This window comes from Bradyrhizobium ottawaense, from assembly GCF_002278135.3.
Taxonomy (GTDB): Bacteria; Pseudomonadota; Alphaproteobacteria; order Rhizobiales; family Xanthobacteraceae; genus Bradyrhizobium; species Bradyrhizobium ottawaense.
Map to the genome: position 1 here is coordinate 4381767 of NZ_CP029425.2, position 25433 is coordinate 4407199.

21 protein-coding genes and 1 pseudogene are annotated in these 25433 nt (G+C 65.5%); 8 read left to right on the forward strand and 14 right to left on the reverse strand.

Features of this window, described 5'->3' with window-relative positions; translation table 11 throughout:
- Positions 1-183: 183 nt before the first annotated feature.
- Positions 184-897: a 7-cyano-7-deazaguanine synthase QueC gene (gene queC / locus CIT37_RS20970; protein ID WP_095424166.1), complete on the reverse strand. Its 714-nt coding sequence runs from the start codon at positions 895-897 to the stop codon at positions 184-186.
- A 126-nt stretch (positions 898-1023) separates the two neighbouring features.
- Here queC and mazG point away from each other — a divergent pair, with 126 nt between their 5' ends.
- On the forward strand, positions 1024-1842 hold the full coding sequence (gene mazG, locus CIT37_RS20975) for a nucleoside triphosphate pyrophosphohydrolase (RefSeq protein ID WP_095424167.1): 819 nt from the start codon (positions 1024-1026) through the stop codon (positions 1840-1842).
- Between the two features lie 13 nt (positions 1843-1855).
- Positions 1856-2314 carry a GNAT family N-acetyltransferase gene (locus tag CIT37_RS20980; protein ID WP_028144669.1) on the forward strand — a complete coding sequence of 153 codons (459 nt, stop codon included), beginning with the start codon at positions 1856-1858 and terminating at the stop codon, positions 2312-2314.
- Between the two features lie 19 nt (positions 2315-2333).
- On the opposite strand, the gene hflX is transcribed toward CIT37_RS20980, so the two are convergent.
- The 4 genes from hflX to CIT37_RS21000 form a co-directional block, all read right to left on the reverse strand.
- Positions 2334-3716 carry a GTPase HflX gene (gene hflX, locus CIT37_RS20985; protein WP_028144670.1) on the reverse strand — a complete coding sequence of 461 codons (1383 nt, stop codon included), beginning with the start codon at positions 3714-3716 and terminating at the stop codon, positions 2334-2336.
- Positions 3717-3727: 11 nt separating this feature from the next.
- Positions 3728-3976: an RNA chaperone Hfq gene (gene hfq, locus CIT37_RS20990; protein WP_007591126.1), complete on the reverse strand. Its 249-nt coding sequence runs from the start codon at positions 3974-3976 to the stop codon at positions 3728-3730.
- Positions 3977-4268: 292 nt separating this feature from the next.
- Complete coding sequence (ntrX, locus tag CIT37_RS20995; RefSeq protein ID WP_018320442.1) at positions 4269-5639, reverse strand: nitrogen assimilation response regulator NtrX; 1371 nt, start codon at positions 5637-5639, stop codon at positions 4269-4271.
- Between the two features lie 17 nt (positions 5640-5656).
- Positions 5657-8053 (reverse strand): sensor histidine kinase, encoded by a 2397-nt coding sequence (locus CIT37_RS21000; protein WP_028144671.1) that lies wholly within the window; start codon positions 8051-8053, stop codon positions 5657-5659.
- Between the two features lie 47 nt (positions 8054-8100).
- Between CIT37_RS21000 and CIT37_RS21005 the strand changes: the two genes are divergently transcribed.
- The 3 genes from CIT37_RS21005 to CIT37_RS21015 all read left to right on the forward strand — a co-directional run bounded on the left by CIT37_RS21005 (position 8101) and on the right by CIT37_RS21015 (position 9653).
- Entirely contained in the window at positions 8101-8277 is a 177-nt protein-coding gene (locus CIT37_RS21005) for a hypothetical protein (RefSeq protein WP_240536267.1), read from the forward strand.
- A 74-nt stretch (positions 8278-8351) separates the two neighbouring features.
- Complete coding sequence (locus CIT37_RS21010; protein WP_028144672.1) at positions 8352-8999, forward strand: CoA transferase subunit A; 648 nt, start codon at positions 8352-8354, stop codon at positions 8997-8999.
- A gap of 3 nt (positions 9000-9002) precedes the next feature.
- Positions 9003-9653 (forward strand): 3-oxoacid CoA-transferase subunit B, encoded by a 651-nt coding sequence (locus tag CIT37_RS21015; RefSeq protein WP_038946758.1) that lies wholly within the window; start codon positions 9003-9005, stop codon positions 9651-9653.
- A 13-nt stretch (positions 9654-9666) separates the two neighbouring features.
- Here the strand turns inward: CIT37_RS21015 and fabI are convergent, their stop codons facing one another.
- From fabI to CIT37_RS21035, 4 genes and pseudogenes are all read right to left on the reverse strand, one after another.
- Positions 9667-10455, reverse strand: a complete 789-nt coding sequence (gene fabI / locus CIT37_RS21020) for an enoyl-ACP reductase FabI (protein ID WP_028144673.1) — start codon at positions 10453-10455, stop codon at positions 9667-9669.
- Positions 10452-11667: pseudogene (locus CIT37_RS21025) on the reverse strand (acetate/propionate family kinase). Before CIT37_RS21025 ends, fabI begins: the two are co-directional and overlap by 4 nt.
- A gap of 5 nt (positions 11668-11672) precedes the next feature.
- Positions 11673-12632 carry a phosphate acetyltransferase gene (locus CIT37_RS21030; RefSeq protein WP_095424168.1) on the reverse strand — a complete coding sequence of 320 codons (960 nt, stop codon included), beginning with the start codon at positions 12630-12632 and terminating at the stop codon, positions 11673-11675.
- A 29-nt stretch (positions 12633-12661) separates the two neighbouring features.
- Entirely contained in the window at positions 12662-14878 is a 2217-nt protein-coding gene (locus CIT37_RS21035; protein ID WP_161966451.1) for a DUF3141 domain-containing protein, read from the reverse strand.
- Positions 14879-15081: 203 nt separating this feature from the next.
- Here CIT37_RS21035 and CIT37_RS21040 point away from each other — a divergent pair, with 203 nt between their 5' ends.
- Positions 15082-15204, forward strand: coding sequence for a hypothetical protein (locus CIT37_RS21040; protein ID WP_256379429.1), 123 nt, complete (start codon positions 15082-15084; stop codon positions 15202-15204).
- 206 nt (positions 15205-15410) lie between these two features.
- Here the strand turns inward: CIT37_RS21040 and ntrC are convergent, their stop codons facing one another.
- From ntrC to dusB, 3 genes are read right to left on the reverse strand one after another with little or no spacing between them, the layout of a single operon-like run.
- On the reverse strand, positions 15411-16853 hold the full coding sequence (gene ntrC / locus CIT37_RS21045) for a nitrogen regulation protein NR(I) (RefSeq protein WP_095424169.1): 1443 nt from the start codon (positions 16851-16853) through the stop codon (positions 15411-15413).
- A 9-nt stretch (positions 16854-16862) separates the two neighbouring features.
- Complete coding sequence (locus tag CIT37_RS21050) at positions 16863-18032, reverse strand: two-component system sensor histidine kinase NtrB (RefSeq protein WP_095424316.1); 1170 nt, start codon at positions 18030-18032, stop codon at positions 16863-16865.
- Positions 18029-19030 carry a tRNA dihydrouridine synthase DusB gene (gene dusB, locus CIT37_RS21055; RefSeq protein ID WP_095424170.1) on the reverse strand — a complete coding sequence of 334 codons (1002 nt, stop codon included), beginning with the start codon at positions 19028-19030 and terminating at the stop codon, positions 18029-18031. Before dusB ends, CIT37_RS21050 begins: the two co-directional genes overlap by 4 nt.
- 280 nt (positions 19031-19310) lie before the next feature.
- Here dusB and CIT37_RS21060 point away from each other — a divergent pair, with 280 nt between their 5' ends.
- A complete protein-coding gene (locus CIT37_RS21060) occupies positions 19311-20492 on the forward strand; it encodes a bifunctional 2-C-methyl-D-erythritol 4-phosphate cytidylyltransferase/2-C-methyl-D-erythritol 2,4-cyclodiphosphate synthase (RefSeq protein WP_038970299.1) in 1182 nt (393 codons plus the stop codon).
- 3 nt (positions 20493-20495) lie between these two features.
- Positions 20496-21107, forward strand: a complete 612-nt coding sequence (locus CIT37_RS21065) for a CinA family protein (protein WP_038946748.1) — start codon at positions 20496-20498, stop codon at positions 21105-21107.
- Positions 21108-21117: 10 nt separating this feature from the next.
- Here the strand turns inward: CIT37_RS21065 and CIT37_RS21070 are convergent, their stop codons facing one another.
- The gene (locus CIT37_RS21070; protein WP_244611254.1) at positions 21118-21936 is read right to left on the reverse strand and encodes a class I SAM-dependent methyltransferase; all 819 of its coding nucleotides are present in this window, start codon (positions 21934-21936) and stop codon (positions 21118-21120) included.
- An 18-nt stretch (positions 21937-21954) separates the two neighbouring features.
- On the reverse strand, positions 21955-24342 hold the full coding sequence (locus tag CIT37_RS21075) for a TonB-dependent receptor family protein (RefSeq protein WP_095424172.1): 2388 nt from the start codon (positions 24340-24342) through the stop codon (positions 21955-21957).
- Between the last annotated feature and the right edge of the window lie 1091 nt (positions 24343-25433).

Sequence of the window (25433 nt, forward strand, 5' to 3'; positions counted from 1 at the left end):
CGCTCGTGTCCCGGACAAGCTGCAACGCGCAAGCGTTGCGGCGCAGAGCCGGGACCCAGACGGCGACACGATACCTTGCGGAAGCATGGGCCCCGGCTCTGCAGCGCACCGCTGCCGGACGATGCTTCGCATCGCCGCGGGAGCGCTGCGCTGCGTCCGGGGCACGAGAGCAGTGCAACGAATCTACCTCCCCGCCACAAACTCCCGCCACCCCTTCGCCCGCAGGCTGCACGCCGGGCACTCGCCGCAGCCATAGCCCCACTCGTGCTGCGCGCCGCGTTCCCCGAGATAGCAGGTATGGGAATGCTCGCGGATGAGATCGACCAGCCCCTCGCCGCCGAGATCCTGCGCCAGCTGCCACGTCGCGGCCTTGTCGATCCACATCAAGGGCGTGTGCAGCTCGAATGGTCTGGCCATGCCGAGCGAGAGCGCGGCCTGCATGGCGCGGATGGTGTCGTCGCGGCAATCGGGATAGCCGGAATAGTCGGTCTCGCACATGCCGCCGACGATGTGCGTGATGCCGCGCCGATAGGCCAGCGCCGCGGCAAAGGTCAAAAACACCAGGTTGCGGCCGGGCACGAACGTATTCGGAAGGCCGTCGGCGCCCATCGCGATCGCGACATCGCGCGTCAGCGCCGTCTCGGACACTGCCGCCAGCGTCGGGATCGACAGCGTATGGCTCTCGCCGAGTTTTGCGGCCCAATCGGCGCGCAGGTCCTTGATGCCGTCGAACAGCCGGTCGCGGCAATCGAGTTCGATGGCGTGGCGCTGGCCGTAGTCGAATCCCAGCGTCTCCACGCGCGAAAAGCGGCTCAGCGCCCAGGCGAGGCAGGTGGTGGAGTCCTGGCCGCCGGAAAACAGGACCAGCGCGGTTTGTGATGAAATTGCGTCGCTCATGGTCCGCGCTTTAGCACTGCGGACGCGGCCCGCCAATCGGTGGAAATCGGCCTGTTCCGCCCCGCCGCGCTGGGAACGGCGGGCCGCTTTTGGCATAAGGTTTTGGAGCCAGGAGAGCGCCCCGCAATGACCCCTTCCCGCGACATTTCCCGCCTGATCGAGATCATGGCGGCGCTGCGCACGCCGGTGACCGGCTGCCCCTGGGACCTCGAGCAGGATTTTGCGACGATCGCGCCCTACACGATCGAGGAGGCCTATGAGGTGGTCGAGGCCATCAGCCGCGGCGATCTCGACGATCTCCGCGAGGAGCTCGGCGACCTCCTGCTCCAGGTGGTCTTCCACGCCCAGATGGCTTCGGAGCAGAGCGCCTTTGCTTTCGGAGATGTCGTCGAGGCGATCACGCGAAAAATGATCCGGCGCCATCCCCACGTCTTCGCCGACAAGGACGGCAATCTCGCCTCCTCCCACGTCAAGGAAGTCTGGGACCGCATCAAGGCCGAGGAGAAAGCCGAACGCGCCGCACGCCGGGCGCCGGAGGACATGCCTGCGCACAAATCGCTGCTGTCAGGCGTCAAGGCCGGCCAGCCCGCACTGACCCGCGCCATGGAGCTGCAACGCAAGGCCTCCACCGTCGGCTTCGACTGGAACGACCCGCGCGCGGTGCTGCAAAAGATCCGCGAGGAAGCCGACGAGATCGAGGCCGCGCTCGACCGCAACGACAAGCAGGAGATTGCGGAAGAGACCGGTGACCTGATGTTCGCCCTCGTCAACCTCGCCCGCCACGTCGATGCCGATCCGGAAGCCGCGCTGCGTGCGACCAACGCGAAATTCGAGCGGCGCTTTGCCTACATCGAACGGTCGCTGGAGGCGCAGGGCCGCACGCTGGAGCAGGCCTCGCTGGCGGAGATGGACGCGCTGTGGAATGCGGCGAAGACCGCCACTTGATACGGGGCACGCAGTGGACATCAGGCAGGACGATCCGAAGGCACCGCATGTCGCCGACTTGTTGGCACATCACCTCGAAGAACTCCGCAGCGTCATGGGCGAGCACGCGCAGGCGCTCGACGCGAGCGGCCTGTCGGCCTCGTCGGTGACGTTCTGGACTGCTTGGCAAGACGGAGTGCTAGCTGGCTTCGGTGCCCTGAAGCAGCTGGATGAGACGCATGGCGAAGTGAAGTCGATGCGGGCCGCGCCCACTGCGCGGCGAACCGGGGTCGGGCGAGCTATTCTGGACCACATCGTTGCCGAAGCCCGCAAGCGCGGTTATGCGCGTCTCAGCCTGGAGACCGGCACTGCGCCGCTGCACGGCCCCGCGATCTCGCTCTACCGCAGTGTCGGCTTCGTGCCCTGCGCGCCGTTCGCCGACTATCAGGCGAGCCTGCACAACCAGTTCATGAGCCTCGATCTGTCGAGGTGATCTTCTCAGGCAGCAGCGCCTAGGCCGAGAGGCGTGGCACTGCGTCGAACCTGTTCACCACGATATCCCGCTTGGTCTCGTCGACCCGTACGGTCATGTCGAAGCGGCCGTCGTGCAGCTCCTTGGCCAGCACCTCGGCATTGCGGTGCAGCCAGCTGATGCCGGCGCCGTCGGCGGCGTCGATGGAGAGGTCGAGCGTGGTGCGCTTGGCCGCTAACCGCTCCTCGATCGCGGCAAGCAGGGCGTCGACCCCCTCGCCTGACACGGCCGAGACCAGCATCGCGGGATGGTCCTCCGGCCTGCGCGCGGCGATGTTCAACAGCTCTTCGCGCTGCTCGGAATCGTAGCGGTCGATCTTGTTCCAGACTTCGATGATGCGGCCGGAATCATCGGGGTTGATGCCGAGCTGGCGCAGCACGGCGTCGACGTCGCTCTGCTGGGCCTCGGCATCTTCATGGGATATGTCGCGCACATGCAGGATGACGTCGGCTTCGAGCACCTCTTCCAGCGTGGCGCGGAAGGCGGCGACGAGCTGCGTCGGAAGGTTGGAGATGAAGCCGACGGTGTCCGACAGCATCGCCTTGCCGCCATGTGGCAGGTTGAGGGCGCGCAGCGTCGGGTCGAGCGTGGCGAACAGCATGTCGGCAGCCTGCACGTCGGCACGCGTCAGGCGGTTGAACAGCGTCGACTTGCCGGCATTGGTGTAGCCGACCAGCGCCACGACACGATACGGCACGCGCTGGCGGCCGGCACGATGCAGCCGCCGCGTCGCCTGCACCTTCTTCAGCTCGCCTTCGAGCTTGGAGATGCGCTCCTGGATCAGGCGTCGGTCCGCTTCGATCTGCGTCTCGCCGGGACCGCCCATGAAGCCGAAGCCGCCGCGCTGGCGCTCCAGATGGGTCCATGATCGCACCAGGCGCGAGCGCTGGTAGTTGAGATGCGCGAGCTCGACCTGGAGCGAGCCTTCCTTGGTCTTGGCGCGGCGGCCGAAGATTTCCAGGATCAGCCCGGTGCGGTCGAGCACCTTGGCGTGCAATTCCTTCTCAAGATTGCGCTGCTGGATCGGCGCCAGCGCGCAATCCATCACCACGAGCTCGACATCGAGGCTCTTGGCGAGTGCGGCGATCTCCTCGACCTTGCCCTTGCCGATATAGGTCGCGGGACGGATCTGGCTGATCGGCGCGATGATGGCGTCGGCTATGACGAGATCGATCGCACGCGCGAGGCCGGCGGCTTCATCGAGCCGGGCCTCGGCGTTGCGCTGGATATGAGTCTCCGATTGCGCGTCGGCACCGCCTGCGCGCACCCGCAAATAGGGGCCGATGACAAGCACCCGCCCCGTCTGCTTAGCCCCTGCCGACCGTGGACGGTCGGCATCCCCGTCGAAATTCCGGGGTTCCAATCAGATCACTCTCAAGCCGGCTGATCCTCGCCGCCTTCGAACAACTGGATCGGCGCACCCGGCATGATGGTCGAGATCGCATGCTTGTAAACGAGCTGCGAATGACCGTCGCGCCGAAGCAGTAAACAGAAATTGTCGAACCAGGTCACGATGCCCTGGAGCTTCACTCCGTTGACCAGAAAGATCGTCAGTGGCGTCTTGGTTTTGCGAACGTGATTAAGGAAGGTGTCCTGTAGGTTTTGTGCGCGGTCTGCCGCCATTGTTTTTTTCTCGCTTTGAGTTTCTTTTTATTGCGCCGGTTGCGGCCCTCTTTGTGAAGGTCGGAGCCTCTCCCGGTTGCCGTTCCTCATGAGATCCCCCTCGGAAGGAACAGCTGTGCAATTAGAGGACAGGTGGACCTATTAGGCAAGCCGCTTCACGCGGCAGCTGGCGCGGTATTGCCCCGAAAAACTACGGAAATCGATGAATTTCCTCGTTTTCGTCAAAGGTGTCGCCGCAACGTCGCGGCGTTAGAATCTTGTTTCGACGGCGTTTTCCTTGCACAAAAACGCGCTAGCCGACACCGAGCGCTTTCAACTTTCGATGCAGCGCCGACCGTTCCATGCCAACGAACTCGGCTGTGCGAGAAATATTTCCTGAAAAACGGCTGATCTGTGCAATCAAATAGTCGCGCTCGAACACTTCGCGCGCCTCGCGCAGCGGCAGGCCCATGATGTGCTCGCCATTGTTGCTGGTCGGCATCGCCGGCACCATGGAGCCGACGTCCTGCGGCAACATGTCGGCCGTGATGATGACCTCCGGTCCACCGGCGGCCAGAATCATGACTCTTTCAACGTTGTTGCGGAGCTGGCGCACATTGCCCGGCCAGACATGCGATTGCAGCACCGCCATCGCGTCCTGCCCGATCTGCCGCTTGGGCAGGCCGCTACCGGCCGAGATCTGCTCCATGAAATAGTCGATCAATTCCGGGATGTCCTCGCGCCGCTCGGAGAGCGCAGGCACGCGGATCGGCACCACCGAGAGCCGATGATAGAGGTCCTCGCGGAAGTGGCCGGCCGCGATCTCCTCTTCGAGATTGCGCGCGGTCGAGGAGATGATGCGCACATCGACCTGCACCTTGGCGGTGCCGCCGACGCGCTGGAACGATTGCTCCACCAGCACCCGCAGGATCTTGTTCTGGGTCTCGCGCGGCATGTCCGCGATCTCGTCGATGAACAGCGTGCCGCCATGGGCTTCCTCGAGCGCGCCGGGCTTGCGCGCCTGTTCGCCGTTGGACTGCTCGACGCCGAACAGCTCGTGCTCCATGCGCTCGGGCGTGATCGCGGCGGCGTTGATGACGACGAAGGGACCGTCGGCGCGGCCCGAGGCCGTATGCAGCGTGCGTGCCGTCAATTCCTTGCCGGCGCCGGCGGGACCGACGATCAGGATGCGGCTGTTGGCCTTGGCCGCGCGCTCGATGGTCTGGCGCAACTGGTTCATGCTCGGCGAGCGGCCGACGAGCTGGCTTGCGCTCGGCGCCAGCTGCTTCAGCTCCTTGACCTCGCGCTTGAGCCGCGAGTTCTCCAGCGCCCTGGTCGCGACCAGGATCAGCCGGTCGGCCTTGAACGGCTTCTCGATGAAGTCGTAGGCGCCGCGCTTGATCGCGGCCACCGCGGTCTCGATGTTACCGTGGCCGGAGATCATCACGACCGGCAGGTCGGCATTGTCCTTCTTGACCTGCTCCAGCAGCTGCAAGCCGTCGAGCTTGGAGCCCTGCAGCCAGATGTCGAGGAACACCAGATGCGGCCGCCGGTTGGCGATTTCAGCCAGTGCAGAGTCGCTGTCGCGCGCAGTCCGCGTGACAAAACCCTCGTCCTCGAGAATGCCTGCGACGAGATCTCGAATATCGGCCTCATCATCGACAATCAGAATTTCACTTGCCATGGGTCGCGCCTGTCTTGTCAGATGCCTGTCGAGGCTTCGATTTTCGTTGAATCATTGGTCTTTTCAGCGGCCTCTTTGGTTTCGGCCGCCAGCTCTTTTGTTTCCTGCGCCGGGTCCTTGACAGGAGCGCCGGCCTGCTCGCCGGTTGCTTCCTTGACCGCGGCCGCCGGGGCCTGCTCGGCTCCCTCGGACTTCGCGGGTTGCCCGGAGATCGCAAAGCGCATCCGCATCCAGGCACCGCGCTGGCCCTCGCGGAAGTCGGAAGCATCTTTCAGCTCGATGCGTCCGCCATGGTCTTCCAGCACGCGGCCGACGATCGCAAGGCCAAGGCCGGTGCCCTTGGCGCGCGTCGTGACATAGGGCTCGAGCAGCCGCGAGCGCGCGACCTTGGGCAGGCCGATACCGTTGTCGATGACGTCGATCAGCACGTCCTCGCCCTGACGCGACACCACGACGTCGATATGACCTTTGCCGAGCTCCTCCGGCGGCACCTGCTCGATCGCTTCGGTGGCGTTCTTGACGATGTTGGTGACCGCCTGCGAGATCAGCCGCCGGTCGAACTGGGCGCGGAGCGGATCCTCTTTGAATTCGGCCTCGATATCGATCTCGGGATGGGCGACCTTCATCAGGAACACGGCCTGCCGCACGGCGTCGGCGACGTCCTCGCCCTCCATCACCGGTTTCGGCATCCGTGCAAAGCGCGAGAACTCGTCGACCATGCGGCGGATATCGTCGACCTGGCGCACGATGGTGTCGGTGCACTGCTCGAAGATCTGCTTGTCCTTGGCCTCTGTGATGCCCTTGCCGAACTTGCGGCGAATGCGCTCGGCCGAAAGCTGGATCGGCGTCAGCGGGTTCTTGATCTCATGCGCGATGCGCCGCGCCACGTCGCCCCAGGCCGAGGTGCGCTGCGCCGAGACCAGCTCGGTGATGTCGTCGAGCGTGATGATGTAGCTGTCATGCGGCTGGTTCTTCTCGGCGCTGACGCGGACCGAGAGATTGCGCTCGGTGCCGTCGCGGGTGATCGTGATCTGGCCCTGCACCAGACGCTGGCTCCCTTCCCGCGCCGCCTTCATCATCTCGTCCAGCTCGGGCAGCACGTCGGAGAGCGGATGACCAAGCGTCTCCGATTCGGCGTGCCCGATCAGCTTCTCGGCCGAGCGGTTCAAAATGCCGACGCTGCCGGAGGTGTCGACGCCGATGATGCCGGCGCTTGCGGAGGACAGCACCGCTTCGATGAAGCGGCGGCGGCTGTCGATCAGGTCGCTGGCGTTGACGAGCTCGTCGCGCTGGCTGCGCAATTCCTGCGTCATCTTGTTGAAGGTCTCGCCTAGCTGGGCGAGATCGCCTTCCGACTGGTGCACCGGCACCTGGACATGGAGGTCGCCGGTCGAGACCGTGTGGGCCGCGTTCATCAGCCGCCGGATCGGCGAGACCAGTGAATTGGCGAAGTTCAGGCCGATCAGCACCGAGGCCATCAGGATGGTCAGCGCGATCACGGCGAACATCAGCGCGAAGGCAACCTGGATTCCGAGCCTGCGCGACTCGATCTGGGCGTATTCGGCGACGCTGACCTCGGTCTGCTTGAGCTGATTGACGACATTGGGATCAAGCGGACGGGCGACATAGAGGAAGGTGTCGCTGAAGGCGCGCAGCCGGATCACGGCGGCCACGAAGCTCGCATCGGGAAGGACCGCGATCTCGGGCTCGGACTCGTTGACGTTGCTGAGGAAGTCGGACGCGGGCGGTGAATAGGCGAGCCGCATGCCGGTGTCGGCGGATTCCAGGATGTTGGTGTTCTTGTCGATGATCATCGCGCCCGGCAGGTTGCGGGAACTGGCGCTGGCGCTCAGCATCTCCCGGAACGAGCGGCGATCCTGGTCATAGAGCGGCCGGGCATGCGCGATGTCGTTGGCCATGCCGAGAATGTCGCCGCGGATCAGCTGCGCATGGTCCTGCATATAGGCCCGCGCGATCGTCAGCGAATTCTGGATCACCTCCTTGGTCGGGCCGGAGAACAGCCGGTCGAGGCCGCGTTCGATGGTGACGTTGGCGACGACGGCGACCAGCACCGCCGGCAGCACCGCCACGATCGAGAACAGGCTGACGATCTGGACATGGAGCCGCGCCGCCGCCCTGCCCCGCCGCCGCGCCAGGATCAGCTGCCAGAGCTCTCGGACGATGATTCCGACCAGCAGCAGGATCGTGGCCGCGTTGATCAGGTAGATCGAGCGGACCACCGCCGGCGTCGGCTCGATCGTGGTCAGGCCGGTCAGAACCAGGAAGGTCAGGAAGGCCGAGAGCAGCGCCAGCGCCACGGCAAAGGGCGCCAGCCAGCGCCGCGCCGACCAACGCCGGGGCTCTTCCGCTGGGGCCGTGTCAAAGTGTGCGGCCGAGGTGTCTGCGCTGGTCATTCCGGCAATGGTGGTGCTGAAAACGGGTCCGCGATGGGCGGATACTGATGTATTCGTACCACATTGTTGCCGAATTGCGACAATTCCGCGGCGCCGCCGCCGCGGCGGAGCGGCGCATCCACAGCTCTGGCGGTGCGTGTCGTGATCTGATCGGTCAGCAATCGTACCGTCTCTGGACGGAATTGGACAAAGGCACCGGCATCGTCATTCGCGAACGAGGGTGAGCCTTGACGCAGATCAAGGGTGCGCGGTGGCCGCTCGCGCCAATGTGGCTCATTGCCCGACCGGAGTTCCGCCCATGAAGGCTGTGGCCGTTGAAGAAGCCGTTGCGATGATTCCCGCTGGCGCCAGCGTGATGGTCGGCGGCTTCATGGGCATTGGAACACCGGAGCGCTTGCTCGATGAACTGGTCCGGCAGCAGAAGACCGGATTGTCGGTGATCTGCAACGATGCCGCACTACCGGGTAAAGGCGTCGGCAAGTTGTTTGACGCATCGCTCGTGTCGCGTCTGACCGCGACGCATATCGGGCTCAATCCCAAGGCCCAGCAGCAGATGCTGGCGAACCAGATCGAGGTCGATCTCGTGCCGCAAGGCACCCTCGTCGAGCGCATCCGGGCCGGTGGTTGCGGCCTGGGCGGCGTCCTGACGCCGACCGGCGTCGGTACCGTTGTCGCCGAAGGCAAGCGAGAGATCGAGATCGAGGGCAAGCCGTTCCTGCTGGAGACGGCGTTGACGGCGCAATACGCGCTGCTCCACGCGTTTCTCGCCGACCATCTCGGCAATCTCGCTTATGCGCTGACCGCACGCAATTTCAACCCGATCATGGCGATGGCGGCCGATACGGTGATCGTGACAGCCGAGCACATCGTACCAGTCGGCGTGATCGCGCCCGACCATGTCATGACGCCGGCGCCGCTCGTCGATTACCTCGTTATGAACGGGTGACCCATGGACCCGCAGATCATTATCGCCCGCCGCGTCGCCAGGGAGCTCCGCGAGGGCAACCTCGTCAACCTCGGCATCGGCATCCCGACGCTGGTTGCGAACTACGTGCCCTCCGATCTCAAGGTTTTCTTTCAATCGGAGAACGGCCTGATCGGCACCGGGCCCATTCCCGAGCCGGGAATGGCGCATCCGCTCCTGACGGACGCCGGCGGACGCCCGATCAGCGCGCTGCCGGGAGCCAGCACATTCGACAGCGCGATGTCGTTCGGGTTGATCCGCGGCGGCCATGTCGACGTCACCGTGCTCGGCGGCCTCCAAGTCGACGCGCAGGGCCGCCTCGCCAACTGGATGATCCCCGGCAAGATGGTGCCCGGCATGGGTGGGGCGATGGACCTCGTCAGCGGTGCCAGGCGGGTGATCGTCGCCATGCAGCACGCGGCCAAGGGCAAGTCGAAGATCGTCGCCAAATGCACCCTGCCCCTGACCTCGGCGCGGTCGGTCGATCTCGTCGTCACGGACTTGGCCGTGATCGGCTTCTCCGGCGGCAAGGCGACGCTGCTGGAGACCGCGCCCGGGGTCAGTGTCGGCGACGTCATGGCGCTCACGGAAGCCGAGCTGGCTGTTCCCGACAACGTCCCGGAAATGAACGTCTGATCCGTCGGCGGCCTCAATCGATGATGTGATAGCCGCCGTCGATGTAGAGCACGCCGCCCGTGATCAGCTTGGCGCCGTCGAGCGCGAGGAACGCGGTGGCATTCCCGACATCGTCGATGCTGACGAGACTGCGCGCCGGCGCCTTCGACTGCGCCTTGTCCATGAGCTCATCGAACTCGGGAATCCCCGAAGCCGCGCGGGTGGCTAGCGGACCCGGCGAGATCGCGTGCACGCGGATGCCCTTCGGGCCGAGCTCCGCGGCGATATAGCGGACCGAGGCTTCCAGCGCGGCTTTCGCGACACCCATCACGTTGTAATTCTCCACCACCATCTGGCTGCCGTAATAGGTCATGGTGAAAAGCGTGCCGCCGTTCTTCATCAGCGGCTCGGCGAGATGAGCCATCCGCAAGAACGACCAGCACGAGACGTCCATGGTCTTGAGGAAGCCGTCACGGCCGACGTCGACGACACGGCCGTGCAGCGCTTCCTTCGGCGAGAAGGCTATGGAATGAAGCATGAAATCGAGCTGCCCCCATTCCGACGCGATGCGCTCGAACACCGCCTCGGTCTGCCCTTCGGCCATCACGTCCAGCGGCATGAAGATCGGCGCTTCCACCGCCTGCGCCAGCGGCTGGACATGCTTCTTGGCGCGGTCGTTCAGATAGGTCACCGCGAGATCAGCACCGAGCGCACGAAACGCGCGCGCGCATCCCCAGGCGATCGACTGGTCGTTGGCGATGCCGACGATCAGTCCCTTCTTTCCCTTCAGGGCGACCTTGCTGTCCGGAAATACTGGGATCATGACACCCTCTTAGGTCTCGTGTTGATCAACTGACCGTCCATCAATAGCGATAGCGTGTGCTGTGCGATCATCAGCTCCTCGTCGGTCGGAATGACGTAGACGGGGACGCGGCTGTCGGCTGCCGAGATCAGGGGCGCATGGTGGGCGTTCTCACCGGCATCGAGGCGGACGCCGAGCCAACCGAGCTGCTCGGCGATACGTGCGCGGATCGATGCCGAGTTCTCCCCGATGCCGGCAGTGAAGACGAAGGCATCCAGGCCCTGCAAGGCGGCAGCCAGCATGCCCGCGTTGAGGCCGATCCGGTAGACGAAATGCTCGATTGCGAGCCGCGCACGCGGGTCCGTGCTAGCTTCCAGCTCGCGCATGTCGTTGCTGACGCCGGAAAGCCCCTTCAGACCGCAGTCCCGATAGAGGAAGTCCTGCACCTTCGCGGCCGGCATGCCCTTCTCGGCGATGAGATAGAGGATGACCCCGGGATCGATCTGCCCTGGACGCGTTCCCATCGGCAGCCCGTCGAGCGCCGTGAAGCCCATGGTGCTCTCGACGCTGCGCCCCTCCTTGATCGCGCACATCGAGGCGCCGCTGCCGAGATGGGCAACGATGACCCGCCCCTTGGCGATCTTGGGCGCCACGCCGGGCAGCGCGCGGGCGATGTATTCGTAGGAGAGCCCGTGAAAGCCGTAGCGCCGCACACCCTCGGCATAGAGCTGCTGCGGAATCGCGTAGTGATCGGCGACGAGATCATGCGTGCGGTGAAATGCCGTGTCGAAGCACGCCACCTGCGGCAGCCCAGGGAAATTCGCGAGCAGCGAGCGGATCGGCGCGAGATTGTGCGGCTTGATGCAGCGGCGCCAAGTCGACAAGGCGTTCGAGGCGGGAGACGACGCCGTGGTCGATCAGGACCGGGCGGACATGGTCCGGCCCGCCATGAACGACGCGATGACCGACCGCGATCGGCGTAATCCGGAGCTCGTCGCGCAGCCAGTTGCCGGCAACCGACATGGCGGCGGGCACATCGGGCACAACTTCAACCGAATAGGCGCGATCGGCCAGCGCATCGCCGCTCGCACCGCTGGCGCGCAGGCGCGGGCGGCTGCCGATGCCGTCCATTTGTCCCTTGATCTGACGCCGGAGCGCACCGTCGCCCAATGCCGAATAGACCTGAAACTTGACGCTCGAAGAACCGGCATTGACGACCAGGATCTTGTCCATGGCGATCACGCGGCCACTGACGGCGCCTTCTGGCGCCGGGCGTGCGCGTAGAGCGCCGCCACAGCACAGGAGGCCATGCGCGCACGCGGCGTATCGGCGCGCGACGTCAGGACGACGGGTACCCGCGCGCCAAGGACAATGCCGGCACCATCCGCCTTGGCGAAATAGGCGAGATTCTTGGCCAGCATGTTGCCGGACTCCAGATCTGGAACGACCAGGATCTGTGCACGACCGGCGACCTCGGACTCGATGCCCTTGATGCGTGCCGCTTCCGGGTCGATGGCGTTGTCGAACGCCAGGGGACCGTCGAGCACGCCACCGGTGATCTGGCCGCGATCGGCCATCTTGCAGAGGGCGGCGGCTTCGATGGTCGACGGAATTTTGGACGTCACGGTCTCGACCGCCGACAGGATCGCCACGCGCGGCGTTCGGCCAAAGCCGGCCTGATTGTAGAGGTCGATCGCGTTCTGGATGATGTCGCGCTTGGCATCGAGATCGGGAAAGATATTGATCGCGGCGTCGGTGACGAAAATCGTCTCGGCATAAGTCGGCACATCCATGACAAAGACATGGCTGATGCGCCGATCCGTGCGCAGGCCGCCGGTCTTTGCCGTGACCGCGCGCATCAACTCGTCGGTGTGAAGGCTGCCCTTCATCAACAGCTCGCCTCTGGCGGCCTGGATGAGCTCGACGCCCTTGGCCGCGGCGTCGTCACTATGGGCGGCATGCACGATCTCGAAGCTTGATATGTCCAGATCGAACCTCGCGGCGGTGTCCCTGATCTTCCCTTCCGGCCCGACCAGGATCGGCCGGATGATCCCCGCGCTGGCGCTGTCGATCGTCCCGCGTAGCGAAGTCTCGTCGCAGGGGTGCACGACCACGGTCGGTGTCGGAGGCGCAGCCCTCGCCGCCGCGATCAGCCGGTCGTACTTGCCGCCGGTTTCGTGCGTCATATCGGCCGACATGAGGTCACTCCCGCTTTCGCCAAACTGCGCTACGACGCTCTTGCCTGAGGATCGAATGGCGCGACGTTCGACGTCATCTCGCCCTCTCCGTCCAGGCCAAACAACTCGGCGACTCGCCTCAGGCGATTGGCGCGCTCGCCGGTGATGTCCGCGCTTGCCGAGAGCACCTCGCGCATCGCCGCGAAGGCCGCGCGCCGCCGGTTCATGTCCTCGGGCAACAACCTTGGAATGGCCGCCACGGCGCCCTCGCGGTCGAGCAGCAGCATGAAGAACTGCTCGCGTACCAGCATCTTGAATTCGGACAGGGTCATCCGGGAGCCGGCATGGTCGCGCCTGACCTGGCGCAGCGCCTCGATGCTGCGCTCGTCCAACATGCCGCGCGCGGAGCCGACATAGAGCAGCGCGCGGATAGCAGCCTCTCGCAGGCCGCCGTCACCAATCTTCGCCCTCAACTCCGCAATCCTGCTTTCGAGCATGGCGCGATGCTCGTCCGACATCTCGCGGCGCCGTGTCGGCACGGCGTTGGGGTCGATGCCGACCGCGGCCTGGAGCGCAGGTGAGCCATAGACGTTGAGGAAGAGGGTCTCGCTCAGCGCCTCCTGGGCATCGCGCCAGCTATCGAGCGCATGCACAATCTGCTTCGACACCTGCTCCTGGAAGGCCAGGAACGGATTGTCCTGCGATACCGGCCTGCGCTTCTCTTCGGCGCGATCGGCCGCCGCCTTCACCATGGACATCCATGGATTCTGACTGCTGAAAGCCTCATATTGCATTCGCAGCGGATGCATGCCGCGCGCCCAGTTGGCCGCCTCTGGCGTCACCATCTTCTTGATCCAGGGCTGCACGAATTTCTGATAGGCTGCAAGATTGAGCTCCGAGATGCGCTTGGCGGTGGCGAACCGCCGCTCGTCCTCGGGGGAATTGCCGCCCATGGCCCGGATGTCGCCGAGCGTACGGGCCTCGCAACGCATTACCCATTGTCCCGTTGCAAGGTCGGCGTTGAGCGTCTCGCTGCCCCTCGCCTCGAACGTCGCCTCGTAGAGCCCGGGCGGGAGCACGTCGATCAGGTCGATGTTGCTGGAGAATTCGGCATGCTCCTTGTTGGCGACGCCGCCGGACACGAAGATCCCGAGATGACCGATGCTTTCGTGAATGGTGTAAACGATGGTCTGGCCATATGCCCTGATCTCATCGACGTCGGCGTAGCAGTCGAGAATCCAGTCCAGCGCCTGCTGCGGCGGGGTGACGTTGTCGCCCTTGGAGCAGAACACCACGATCGGCGAGCGGATATTGCGCAGGTCGACCTTCTCCCCGTCCGACATTTCGATCCGGCCAGCGGCGAGGTTGTTGCCGATGAACAGTTCGTCGACGATGAACTGGATCTCTTCGGCATTGAGGTTGACGTGACCGCCCCACCATCGCTCGAAGTCCAGATAACGGTCGGCCTCGGTGTCGACTTTGGAATAGACGTTGTATTGCTTGGTCCAGAGCGTGTTCGAGGGGTTCTGGTTCTCGAAATTCTGCACCAGCCAGGCGCCGTCGAACTTGCCGGCACCGAGATCGCTCGTCAGCGCCGTCAGCCAGCTTCCGCCCAAGAGGCCGCCGGAATAGCGCATCGGATATTTGCCATGGACGCCCGCCCAATAAGCGAGCGGCGCGCCGGCGATGATCAGCGGTCCGAACAGCTCCGGCCTTAGCGACGCCAGGATCATGATCGCCCAGCCGGCCTGACAATTGCCGATGACGCAAGGCTTGCCGTCGGCGTCGGGGTGACGGCTGATGACAGTTTCAAGAAACTTCGCTTCGGCTCGCGCAATGCGCTCGATCGTCTGGCCGGGCATGGGTTCGGGCAGAAACCCGATGAAGTAGCAGGGATGTCCCGCCTTCATCGCGACACCGATTTCGCTGTCCGCCTTGAAGCCGCCGATGCCGGGACCATGGCCGGCGCGCGGATCGACGACGACGAACGGCCGCCGCCTCATGTCGATCGCGACATTCTTGGGCGGGATGATGCGCACGAGCGCGTAGTTGACAGGCTCGTCGAGTTTGCGGCCGTCCGTAATCAACTCGGCGGCATATTGCAGCACATGCGGTGCGGTCTGCGCGACGTGCTCGCGATATTGGTCGCCGCGCTGTCGCATGATATCCAGAAACAACACGCTCCGCTGTCCGGCATCGACCAGATACTCCACGGCGGAGGTGACCAACCCCGACATGGGACCGGCAGGCAGCTTCAGATTTTCCATCGCAATCTGACCTCGTTGTCGTGCGAGGCCAGTCAAGGAGAGATGTCACCGGCGACGTTGACATAGGTCAACGGTCGGCGGTTCCGGGCATAGCGGACGCCAGAACCTTAGAACCTTCTAGAGGTAGATCGATAATGTCAGACGGGGAACTGTTTCCGGCCCTTCCGGCTTGACCCGGCATGGATAGGTTCTTCCTCGCGATAATGGTTTCTGCCGTTCTGCTGCTGATCGTGGCGTCCGATCTGCTGGTCAACGGTCCTGGTCTGCAGGAGCCGACGACAGACGTCGCGCGCCTGGTGCCGTCGACCGAACGACTGTTCAGGTGATGGATTCCCGTCGCGGGCGGCTGAATGCCTCACCCTTGTGTGACCGCGGAACATGTGTGACCGCGGAACATTTCGGCCCCCTTCCGACTTCAGCTCACCGCGTCAGCCAAAACGGCCAGCGCGATCCGGACAGGCTCAGCTCCGCTTTGGTAGGGGGAGCTGAGCCACCGTCCGCGTAATCGCGTTTGGCGTTTGTCGCGAGGGAACTAGCCGCCGCTGCGATAGACCTGGATATCGAGATCCCGGATCTTCTTGCGCAGCGTGTTGCGGTTGAGGCCGAGCAGGTCGGCGGCGCGGATCTGGTTGCCGCGGGTGGCGGCGAGCGCGGCCGTGAGCAACGGCACCTCGATCTCCTTGAGGATGCGGTGATAGAGGCCGGGCGGCGGCACGCCGTTGGGAAAGCCCTGGAAGTGCGAGAACAGATAGGCCTCCACGGCGCCGCCGAGATTGTCGACGCCCTGCTGGACCGCGGCACCCGGGCTGACCGAGGGCGGCGCGAGCTCGCCATCGATGACGGAAGCCGTGATCACGTCCTGCGGATAGAGCGCGGCGAGGCGCCGGGCGAGGTTTTCCAGCTCGCGCACGTTGCCGGGCCAGCGGTGTTGCTTCAGCCGCTCCAGCGCCAGCACGTCGAGCTTCTTGGGCGGCAGGCCGTCCTTCTCGGCCAGCGCGAAGAAGTGACGGATGAGATCGGGCAAATCCTCGATGCGCTCGCGGAGCGGCGGCAGCCGCAGCGGAACGACGTTGAGGCGGAAGAACAGATCTTCCCGGAACAGGCCCTGCTGGATCAGGACGCGCAGATCCTTGTTGGAGGCCGCGACGATGCGCACGTCGGTCTTGATCGGGGTGCGGCCGCCGACGGTGGTGTATTCGCCCTGCTGCAGCACGCGCAGCAGACGGGTCTGTGCCTCCATCGGCATGTCGCCGATTTCGTCGAGGAACAGCGTGCCGCCCTCGGCCTGCTCGAACCGGCCTGAGGCGCGGGTGTTGGCGCCGGTGAAGGCGCCGCGCTCATGGCCGAACAGTTCGGATTCGATGAGGTCGCGCGGGATCGCCGCCATGTTGACCGCGACGAACGGGCCGTTGCGGCGCTTGCCGTAATCGTGCAGCGCGCGGGCCACCAGCTCCTTGCCGGTGCCGGACTCGCCCGTGATCATTACCGTGAGATCGGTCTGCATCAAGCGCGCGAGCACGCGGTAGATTTCCTGCATCGCGGGCGAGCGGCCGACCAGCGGGATCGCCTCCATCTCGGCGTCCTCGTCCGGCGTCGAGACCCGCTCCTTCGGCTCGGCCAGCGCGCGGCCGACGATGGCAATCAGCTCCTTGAGGTCGAACGGCTTCGGCAGATATTCGTAGGCCCCGCGCTCGGAGGCGCGGATCGCCGTCATGAAGGTGTTCTGCGCGCTCATGACGATGACCGGCAGATTCGGCCGCATCTTCTTGATCCGCGGCAAGAGGTCGAAGGCGTTTTCGTCCGGCATCACCACGTCGGTGATGACGAGATCGCCCTCCCCCTGGCTGACCCAGCGCCACAGCGTTGCGGCATTGCCGGTCAGCCGCACTTCATAGCCGGCGCGGGACAGTGCCTGATTGAGAACGGTGCGGATGGCGGTATCGTCATCGGCCACGAGAATGCTACCTGCGGGCATCGTTAATCCTCATTTCGCCCCCTGTGACGCAGGCGACGGCTTCCCGGCAGAGTCGGCGCGACTGCTTTGATCGGCATGTTTCACCGATGTGGAATACATCGGCATCAGCACGCGGAAGGTGGTCTTGCGCGGCTGAGATTCGCATTCGATGATGCCCCCGTGATCGCCGACGATCTTGGCGACCAGCGCCAGGCCGAGCCCCGAGCCGGTCTGCTTGGTGGTCACGAAGGGATCGAACAGGTTGGGCAGAAGATCGTCGGGCACGCCTGGTCCGTTGTCCTTCACGCAGAATTCGAGCGGCAAGGATACCCGGGATTTTTGACCGGGGACTGACAGGCGCACGCCGGGGCGGAACGCGGTGGTGAGCTGGATCTCGGCGTCGGGGACGTCGATCAGGGCTTCTGCGGCGTTCTTCACGAGATTGAGGAACACCTGGATCAACTGGTCCTGGTTCGCCAGCACCGGCGGCAGCGAGGGATCGTAGTCCTCGATGAAGCGGATGTTGCGGGCAAAGCCGGACTGCGCCAGCCGCTTGACGTGGTCGAGCACCGAATGGATGTTGACGGGGCCGCGCAACACGGGACGCTCGTCGCCGAACACCTCCATGCGGTCGACCAGCGTCACGATGCGGTCGGCCTCGTCGCAGATCAGGCGCGTCAGCATGCGGTCCTCGGACGAGGCCTGCTGCTCGAGAAGCTGCGCCGCGCCGCGGATGCCGGAGAGCGGATTCTTGATCTCGTGCGCCAGCATCGCGGCCAGTGCGATGACCGAGCGCGCCGCGCTGCGATGGGTGAGCTGGCGGTCCATCTTGTCGGCGATGGAGCGCTCCTGCAGCATCACCACGATATGGCCGGGCCGCTCGGTCAGCGGCGCGACATGCAGATCGACCTGGCGGTCGCCGCCCATGCGCGGCGTGCCGAGATCGACCTTGTATTCGTTGACCGGCGAATTCGACGAACGCACCTGCTCGATCAGCGCCAGCAAGGGGCTGCCGAACGGCACCAGCTCTTTCAGCGACTGCCGCTTCAGGAACTGCGTCGAGATGTCGAAGAAGGCTTCGGTCGCGATATTGGCGGCGACGATCTTGCCGTCCGGCCCGATCATGAGCACGGGATTGGGCAACGCATCCATGATCGCGTCGCTGTCGGCGGGCCGGCGATGGTCAGCGGCGGAGCTCATGCAGCAGCGCTCCATCCGAAATCGTCGAAGGCATCCTGCAGCGACTGGTGGACGAGGCGCGGATCTTCCGAGGTCAGGATCTTCTGGCGCCAGGATTTCAGCTTCTCGACCGGAGCGCCGCTCGCAGCCGCGGCGACGTCGAGCGCCCAGCCGAGATGTTTTCGGGCGTGCTTGAGGCCTACGCGCAGGCCGTAAAGCGCGCAGACGCCTTCATAAAGCGTGCGGACGTAATGCAGCTGGGTGGCAAGCGTCGGCATGGCCTCAGCCACCCCGCCGTTCAGGCGGCGCCCGATCTGGCCGGGCAGCCAGGGTTGGCCCTGTGCGCCGCGGCCGATCATCACGGCATCGGCGCCGGAGGCCTCGAGCGCCGCAAGCGCTTTCTCGTAGGAAGTGATGTCGCCATTGACGACGAGTGGAAGGCAGGTGGCCTCGCGCACGGCGCGGATCGCATCCCAATCGGCCTCACCCTTGTAGAACTGGCTGCGGGTGCGGCCATGCACCGTGACGAGCTTGACGCCGGCGGCTTCCGCGCGCCGCGCCAGTTCCGGCGCGTTGCGGCTGCGGTCGTCCCAGCCGAGCCGCATCTTCAGCGTCACCGGCACCTTCACCGCCGCGATAGTCGCATCGATCAGGCTGACGGCATGGTCGAGGTCGCGCATCAAGGCCGAACCGGACTGGCCGCCGGTGACGTGGCGGGCCGGACAGCCCATGTTGATGTCGATGATGTCGGCGCCCTCGGCTTCGGCGATCCGGGCACCCTCCGCCATCCAGTGCGTCTCGCACCCGGCGAGCTGGACCACGTGCGGGCCGATCCCGGTGGCTTCGCAGCGCAACCGGGACATCCGGTGGCCGCTCGCGAGCTCATCGCTGGCCGTCATTTCGGACACGACGAGACCCGCGCCAAGCTCGGCAGCCAACCGGCGGACGGGCGAGTCCGTCACCCCCGACATCGGTGCCAGGAAGACCGGGGTGGCGACATCAATATCGCCTATTTTCAACGGCTTAGAGCCGGATGCTGCCGAACCGGTCACAGGGGTCTCGTTGACTGGGCAGGGCCTCATCGCGCCTGCCATGACCTATCTTGCGCACAATTCTTGTGCAGTCAAGCGTCATGCCTACAGTTTAGACAATTCTGCAAATCTTTCAAGTGCAGTGCAGCAAAATGCTGTTTCCAACAATCCGGGGAAACCCCCTTTTTTTGCGGGCCTGCCGTGCTAGAGGCATGCGGCAATCACCCCACTCCCCGACTCTTCATCACCAACCGAGTATTCGAGTCCTATGGCGAAATCACAACGCACCGCAGTCGTCCTCGTGGCAGCCGGGCGTGGACTGCGTGCAGGCGCCGGCGGGCCGAAGCAATATCGCGAGATCGGCGGCGTGCCCGTGATCTATCGCGCCATGGAAACCTTCAGCCGCCACGCCGACGTGTTTGTGGTGCAGCCGGTGGTGAACCCCGATGACAGCGCCATGTTCACGGCCGCGGTCGCGGGGCTCAAGCATGAGCCGCCGACCAATGGCGGTGCGACCCGGCAGGCCTCGGTGCTTGCCGGCCTCGAGGCGCTGGTCAAGTACGAGCCCGACATCGTGCTGATCCACGACGCCGCGCGCCCCTTCGTCTCGGAAGGATTGATCTCGCGTGCGATCGAGGCGGCGAGCCGCACTGGCGCTGCGATCCCCGCCGTTCCCGTCACCGACACCATCAAGCTCACCGGCGATGGCGGCAATGTCGAGGGCACGCCGGACCGCGCGCGCCTGCGAATCGCGCAGACGCCGCAATCCTTTCGTTTCGACGTCATCCTCGAAGCGCATCGTCGCGCGGCGAAGGACGGCCGCAGCGATTTCACCGACGATGCCGCGATTGCCGAATGGGCGGGATTGACGGTTGCAACCTTTGAAGGCGATGTTGCCAACATGAAGCTCACCACTCCCGAGGATTTCGTGCGCGAGGAAGCGCGCCTGGCTGCCCAGCTCGGCGATATCAGGACCGGCACCGGCTATGACGTGCACGCCTTCGGCGAAGGCGACCATCTCATGCTCTGCGGCGTGCGCGTGCCGCACACCAAGGGTTTTCTCGCCCATTCCGACGGCGACGTCGGCCTGCATGCGCTGGTCGATGCCATCCTCGGCGCGCTCGCCGACGGCGACATCGGCTCGCACTTTCCGCCGAGCGATGCGAAGTGGAAGGGCGCCTCTTCCGACCAGTTCCTGAAATACGCCATCGAACGCGTCACCCAGCGCGGTGGCCGCGTTGCCAATCTCGAGGTGACCATGATTTGCGAGCGGCCGAAGATCGGCCCGCTGCGCGACACCATGCGCGCGCGCATCGCCGAGATTTCCGGCGTCGACATCTCGCGCGTCGCGGTGAAGGCGACCACCAGCGAGCGGCTCGGCTTCACCGGCCGTGAGGAAGGCATCGCGGCCACCGCGAGCGCCACCATCCGTCTTCCCTGGAGCGTCTAGGCCATGGGCGGCAGCGACGCACGCGCCCTCTCCCGCTCGCTGCTCGACCTGTGCCGGATGCGCAAGCTGACGATCGCGACGGCTGAATCCTGCACCGGCGGCCTCGTCGCCGGCGCGCTGACCGATATCCCCGGCTCCTCCGATGTGATCGACCGCGGCTTCGTCACCTATTCCAACGACGCCAAGCGCGCGATGCTCGGCGTCGAAGCCGGCACGCTCACGAACTTCGGCGCCGTCAGCAAGGAGACCGCGACCGCGATGGCGGTCGGCGCGCTGGAGCGTGCCGGCGTCGATCTCGCCGTCGCCATCACCGGCATTGCCGGTCCCGGCGGCGCGACGCCCGGCAAGCCGGTCGGTCTCGTGCATTTCGCCGTCGCCGCGCGCGACGGCCGCATCATCCACCGCGAGCATCGCTTCGGCGCGATCGGCCGCAGCGCGGTCCGCGCCCGTTCGGTGGTCGAGGCGTTGCGCATGCTGATGGATCTGGCCCGCGGCCCGCAAGTTGCCGCCAAGCCGAAACGCGCCGCCGCAGTCACCCGCTTGCGCCCGCGCGTGACACGCTCGCCGCGCCGACATGTGGCCAAACGCCGGACGCCACGGTCGCCGCGGGGCTGAGCACCCCCGCTTACACCTTGCGCGCAATCACACGGATCGCAGCCAGATTGGCGCGATGCTGCTCGAACACCCGCCGCATTGCCAGCACCCGGCGCCGCGCCGCCCGATCCAGCAGCAGGTTCCTGGCGAGCCGCAACGCGCCCACCAGGCCCTCGTCCTGCACCAGGCGCCGGGGTCGGAGCAGATGCATCGGCGCGAACTCGACCGCCTCGATCTGAAAGCCGACGCTCTCCAGCAGCCCTCTCCATCCTTCGCCGGACAACGGACGTGCCCCGACATGGATGGCGCCGGAGAGCGCGCGATCGATCGCCTGCCTTTGGCCGAACGGCATGTCGTCCGGCGTCACGGCGAGCTCGTGGATGCCGTAACGCCCGCCGGGGCGAAGCAGCCGGAATGCCTCCGCCGCGATGCGGCGCTTCTGCTCCTGGGTCTGCATGCTCAACATCGCCTCGCCGATCACGATCGACGCAGAGCCGGCCGGCAGGGTCGTCTGATCGGCGGTCCCGACGACGACCGAGACGTTTCCCTTCGCCGGAAGCTGCCGGCTCGTCCACGCGGCAGCCTGCGCATCGCGCTCGACGCCGACATAGCGCCGCGGGCCTCGCTCCAGGATCAGGCGTGCGGTGACGCCGAGCCCCGGCGCAAACTCGACGACATCATCTTCGGCGCCGATCACCAGCCCGTGCAGCAGCGCGCGCGTCAGGCCAAGCCCGCCGGGACGCAGCACGCGCTTGCCTAGCCGGGCCAGCAGCCAATGGCCCGGCATCTTCGCCACGTCGAGATCAGCGCCCGGCAGTTCGACCGATGGCATCGTGTGGTCTGCAATCATGGGTGTCTCCTTTGCAAGTTAGAACCGCGCCCGGATGCCGCCGTAATAGCCGCGTCCGTCGCCGGGCATGAACGCGGCCTGGTCCGGCCGCGCCTGATCGACGATCAGGGTCGACGCGGCATAGGTCGCGTTGAACAGATTGGTGATCTCGCCGAACACCGCGAAGCGCTCGCTGATCCGGTACTCGGTGCGCACATCGGCGACCACGAACGGATCGGCAAACAGCGTGTTCATGTTGTCGACCGGCATGTGGCCGGGGCTCCAGCGCACCGCGCCTTCCAGCTTCCAGGCGTCGGTCGCCTGATATTGCAGGACCGCGTTGACGAGATGCGGCGGCGCGCCGGCCAGACGGTTGTTGCCGCGCAGCGGATCGTTGTCGAAGCGGAAGTCCTGGTAGGTGTAGGCGACGCGGCCGGTCAGCCGCGGCGTGATCCTGACGCCGAGGCCGAGCTCGACGCCGAGATGCGTGGTGCGGTCGGCATTGAACGCCGCCATCAGCGCGCCGGTGGAGTCGCGCAGGCTCAAGAGCTCGTTGTCGACCCAGGAATAGTAGCTGACCGCGTCCCACGACAGGATGCCCGCGCGGCCGCGCCAGCCGCCCTCAACGGTGGTGGCGGTCTGGGCCTTCAGATCGGGCGTCGCGAATGCCGCTGCGACGAGGCCCGGATTGCCCGGCGTCGGCCGCCCGGCACTGCTGTTCGGCGTCCCGTTGACCGTCGCGAGCAGATCGTCATGCGAGGGCGGCTCGAAGCTGCGGCTGACCGCGGCAAAGATGGTTTGGCCGGCCACGGGGCGGAAGGTCACGCCGAGGCTGGGGCTCCACGCCGAATAGCTGCGTGCATAGCTCGAGCTCTGCGTCGGCACCGCGCCGTTCGGCAGCAGCATCGTCGGATTTGCCGGATTGTAGGCAATCGTCGGCCGCGTCGCACTCCGGTAGACGTCGTCATTGTCGCGCGTGGCGTAGCCATAGGCGATCGCCGGCGAGACGGTGATCCGGTCCCAGACCGGCAGATTGAGGCCGGTATGCAGCGCCAGCGTGGTGGCATCGAGCCGGCTCTCGCCGAACTTGGCGCCGGTCTGCCCGGCCTGGTTGATGAAATTCTCCCGATCCGCCGATCCCACCGAATATTGCGCGGTCGTTTCGAGCAGCGGTAACGCCGCCGCGCTGTCGGGCTTGTAGGCGTAGCGGAAGACGCCGGTCGCATCGTCACCCCGCGTGGCGCGAACGCCTGAGGAGATCGGAAAGCGGAACATGTCGTCGGTGTGGGTATAGCCGAGCGCGACGTCGAACAGATGCGCGTCGAACGTCGCGGTGGTCCGCGAGCCCGCCACGAACTGCTCGGCCTCGCGGCGCGGCCGGTCACGCACGACGTTCGGCCCCGGATTGATCGAGGTCGACGGCGGGATGAAGGTCGGCCCGGCAAACACCTGCCGCGGATTGGCCTGCATTGCGCTCTTGGTCAGCGGTCCCGCCACATCGAAGCCGAGATCGGTGTAGCCGATGAAGAAGCGCGTGCTGACGTTCTCGGACAGCACGGCGCCGACATTGGCATTGAAACTGCTGCGCTCGGAGCTGTTGTAGTCGCGAAAGCCGTCGCGACGGCTGAAATCGGCCTGCACCAGCGCGTCCACATTGTCTTTCCTGCCGCCGGTCTGCGCGCTGGCATTGATCTGGCCGAAGCTGCCGCCGCTGATGGCGGCCTGCGTGCCCAGCGAGGACGATCCCGTCGGCGATACGAAATTCAGCGCACCGCCGAGCACGGTGGCGCCGAGGCGGTTGGCGATGTAGCCGCGATAGACCTCGATGGCCTCCGCCTGTTGCGGGTTGGCGAAGCCGACGATGTAGGAGCCGTCCGCCCGGTTGATGGGCAGGCCGTTCTGAAGCACCAGCAGCCCGCGCTCGACCGGATTCTGCTGCAGACCGGAGCCACGGATCTGGATACGCGGCTGGTCGTTGCCGCCGAAGAAGTTCTGCACCACGACACCGGGAACGCCGCTGAGGGCACGCGACACGGTTGGATTTCCCGTGGGCGAGAGATCCTCGCGCCGGGCCAGCGCGACGCCGCCCGCGAGCGCCTCGAAGCGCTCCTGCACCGATGCGGGCGGGGCAGCATGCCCTGCAACCTCGTCGCCGGGATTGTCACCTCTGCGAGGTTGCGGCTTGGCGGCGCCGCGCCGCGCCGCGACCCTCTCGCGAGATGCCGCCGCGGGCTTCGCCGCGCTCTTCGGTGCCTCCACCACGACAGGATCGAGCTGGACCGCCGCGCCCGGCGCCGCCGATTGCGCCAGGCAAGCCTCTCCGGCAAGGGCCGGCAGCAGCAAGGCAGACGCCGTCCAGGACAGCAGCACCGTGCCTTGCGTTCTGCCTGCGCGCCACGAACGCCCTCGCCCCAACGACGGACTCATGATCCTACTTCCCACTCCAGCCCCCACTTTTTCCCGCGGGCGACGCTGAACGCCGTCGCGATCTCGCGCGAAGCTCGCCGCGCGCACCGGGAATCTGGTTGCGCTGGGACAAACAGCGCGCTGCTTGGAATTAGTTTCGTTCCAGCTTCGGCACGAACAGCACGTTGAGAACTCGCGATGCCGCGACATGATCGCGGTGCGGATCGAAGGGGAACACGGCACGAAACACGTCGTAGGGGAATTAGCGAAGCGTCATCCACCTCTTCTCATGCCTGCTCGGCAGACATGGTGGATTACGCCTTCTCCCAACCCACCCCGCGCACCTACAAGCGGTTGCGTTGCCCGACGGGCAAAACACGCTAGCGGAGGGCAAGGCGCGCAGGCGAAAATATTCGCCTTTACAGAATTTCGGCTTTGTCGCATTGTCCCGCCACCTCACCCCGGTCAGAGGGGCGTATCGCGATCGTCACGAAACGTGGGGTGAGCTGCGGTGGACGCTAGTCACATCGGCGCGAGAGGCATTGCAGGGCGGGCAACCGTGAGCGACAGGCCTGTTGCGCACACGACCGGTGTGACATGCGTACGGCAAAACCGTGTCGTCCTGACGCCCGGGGTCTGTGCGTCAAGTCTTGCGGTGATGCGTCTTGCCCGACCGGGTGCGCGCGTCAGCTATTCGTGAGGCGACGGGGGCAATAGTGCATCGCTCCCCGGGGAGAGCTCGGCATAAGCCGTCAAACCACTGCGCAGGGAAGGCCAGGTTGTCCTGGCTACACCTGTATGCCGCTGTGCAGCTTCTTGTCACGCAGGATTCGCACAGTGGACCGCGGGTGCCAGCCGGCACCCGGCCTTCCCTGCGCCCTCTGACATCTGAGGGCGACATGACCAATGCAGGACTCGGGCAGGAACTGTCGCGAGACCGCAGCGTTATGCTCAGTTTTCAAAAAAAAGCACGCAAGTTCGTCCAATTCGATCGGAATCGCGAATGCAGACGGCGCGACCAAACGTCATCACGCGTCTCCGATCTTGCGCGAGAAAATATTGGCGCAATAATGCCGCTCTACGTTGTGATCCGGAATCAACCGGACCAGCAT

Coding starts and splice junctions, on each gene's coding strand:
- queC (WP_095424166.1), bottom strand. CDS start 897: ATGAGCGACGCAATTTCATCACAAACCGCGCTGGTCCTGTTTTCCGGC.
- mazG (WP_095424167.1), top strand. CDS start 1,024: ATGACCCCTTCCCGCGACATTTCCCGCCTGATCGAGATCATGGCGGCG.
- hfq (WP_007591126.1), bottom strand. CDS start 3,976: ATGGCGGCAGACCGCGCACAAAACCTACAGGACACCTTCCTTAATCAC.
- ntrX (WP_018320442.1), bottom strand. CDS start 5,639: ATGGCAAGTGAAATTCTGATTGTCGATGATGAGGCCGATATTCGAGAT.
- CIT37_RS21000 (WP_028144671.1), bottom strand. CDS start 8,053: ATGACCAGCGCAGACACCTCGGCCGCACACTTTGACACGGCCCCAGCG.
- CIT37_RS21005 (WP_240536267.1), top strand. CDS start 8,101: ATGTATTCGTACCACATTGTTGCCGAATTGCGACAATTCCGCGGCGCC.
- CIT37_RS21010 (WP_028144672.1), top strand. CDS start 8,352: ATGAAGGCTGTGGCCGTTGAAGAAGCCGTTGCGATGATTCCCGCTGGC.
- CIT37_RS21015 (WP_038946758.1), top strand. CDS start 9,003: ATGGACCCGCAGATCATTATCGCCCGCCGCGTCGCCAGGGAGCTCCGC.
- fabI (WP_028144673.1), bottom strand. CDS start 10,455: ATGATCCCAGTATTTCCGGACAGCAAGGTCGCCCTGAAGGGAAAGAAG.
- CIT37_RS21030 (WP_095424168.1), bottom strand. CDS start 12,632: ATGTCGGCCGATATGACGCACGAAACCGGCGGCAAGTACGACCGGCTG.
- CIT37_RS21035 (WP_161966451.1), bottom strand. CDS start 14,878: ATGGAAAATCTGAAGCTGCCTGCCGGTCCCATGTCGGGGTTGGTCACC.
- CIT37_RS21040 (WP_256379429.1), top strand. CDS start 15,082: ATGGTTTCTGCCGTTCTGCTGCTGATCGTGGCGTCCGATCTGCTGGTC.
- ntrC (WP_095424169.1), bottom strand. CDS start 16,853: ATGCCCGCAGGTAGCATTCTCGTGGCCGATGACGATACCGCCATCCGC.
- CIT37_RS21050 (WP_095424316.1), bottom strand. CDS start 18,032: ATGAGCTCCGCCGCTGACCATCGCCGGCCCGCCGACAGCGACGCGATC.
- CIT37_RS21060 (WP_038970299.1), top strand. CDS start 19,311: ATGGCGAAATCACAACGCACCGCAGTCGTCCTCGTGGCAGCCGGGCGT.
- CIT37_RS21065 (WP_038946748.1), top strand. CDS start 20,496: ATGGGCGGCAGCGACGCACGCGCCCTCTCCCGCTCGCTGCTCGACCTG.
- CIT37_RS21070 (WP_244611254.1), bottom strand. CDS start 21,936: ATGATTGCAGACCACACGATGCCATCGGTCGAACTGCCGGGCGCTGAT.
- CIT37_RS21075 (WP_095424172.1), bottom strand. CDS start 24,342: ATGAGTCCGTCGTTGGGGCGAGGGCGTTCGTGGCGCGCAGGCAGAACG.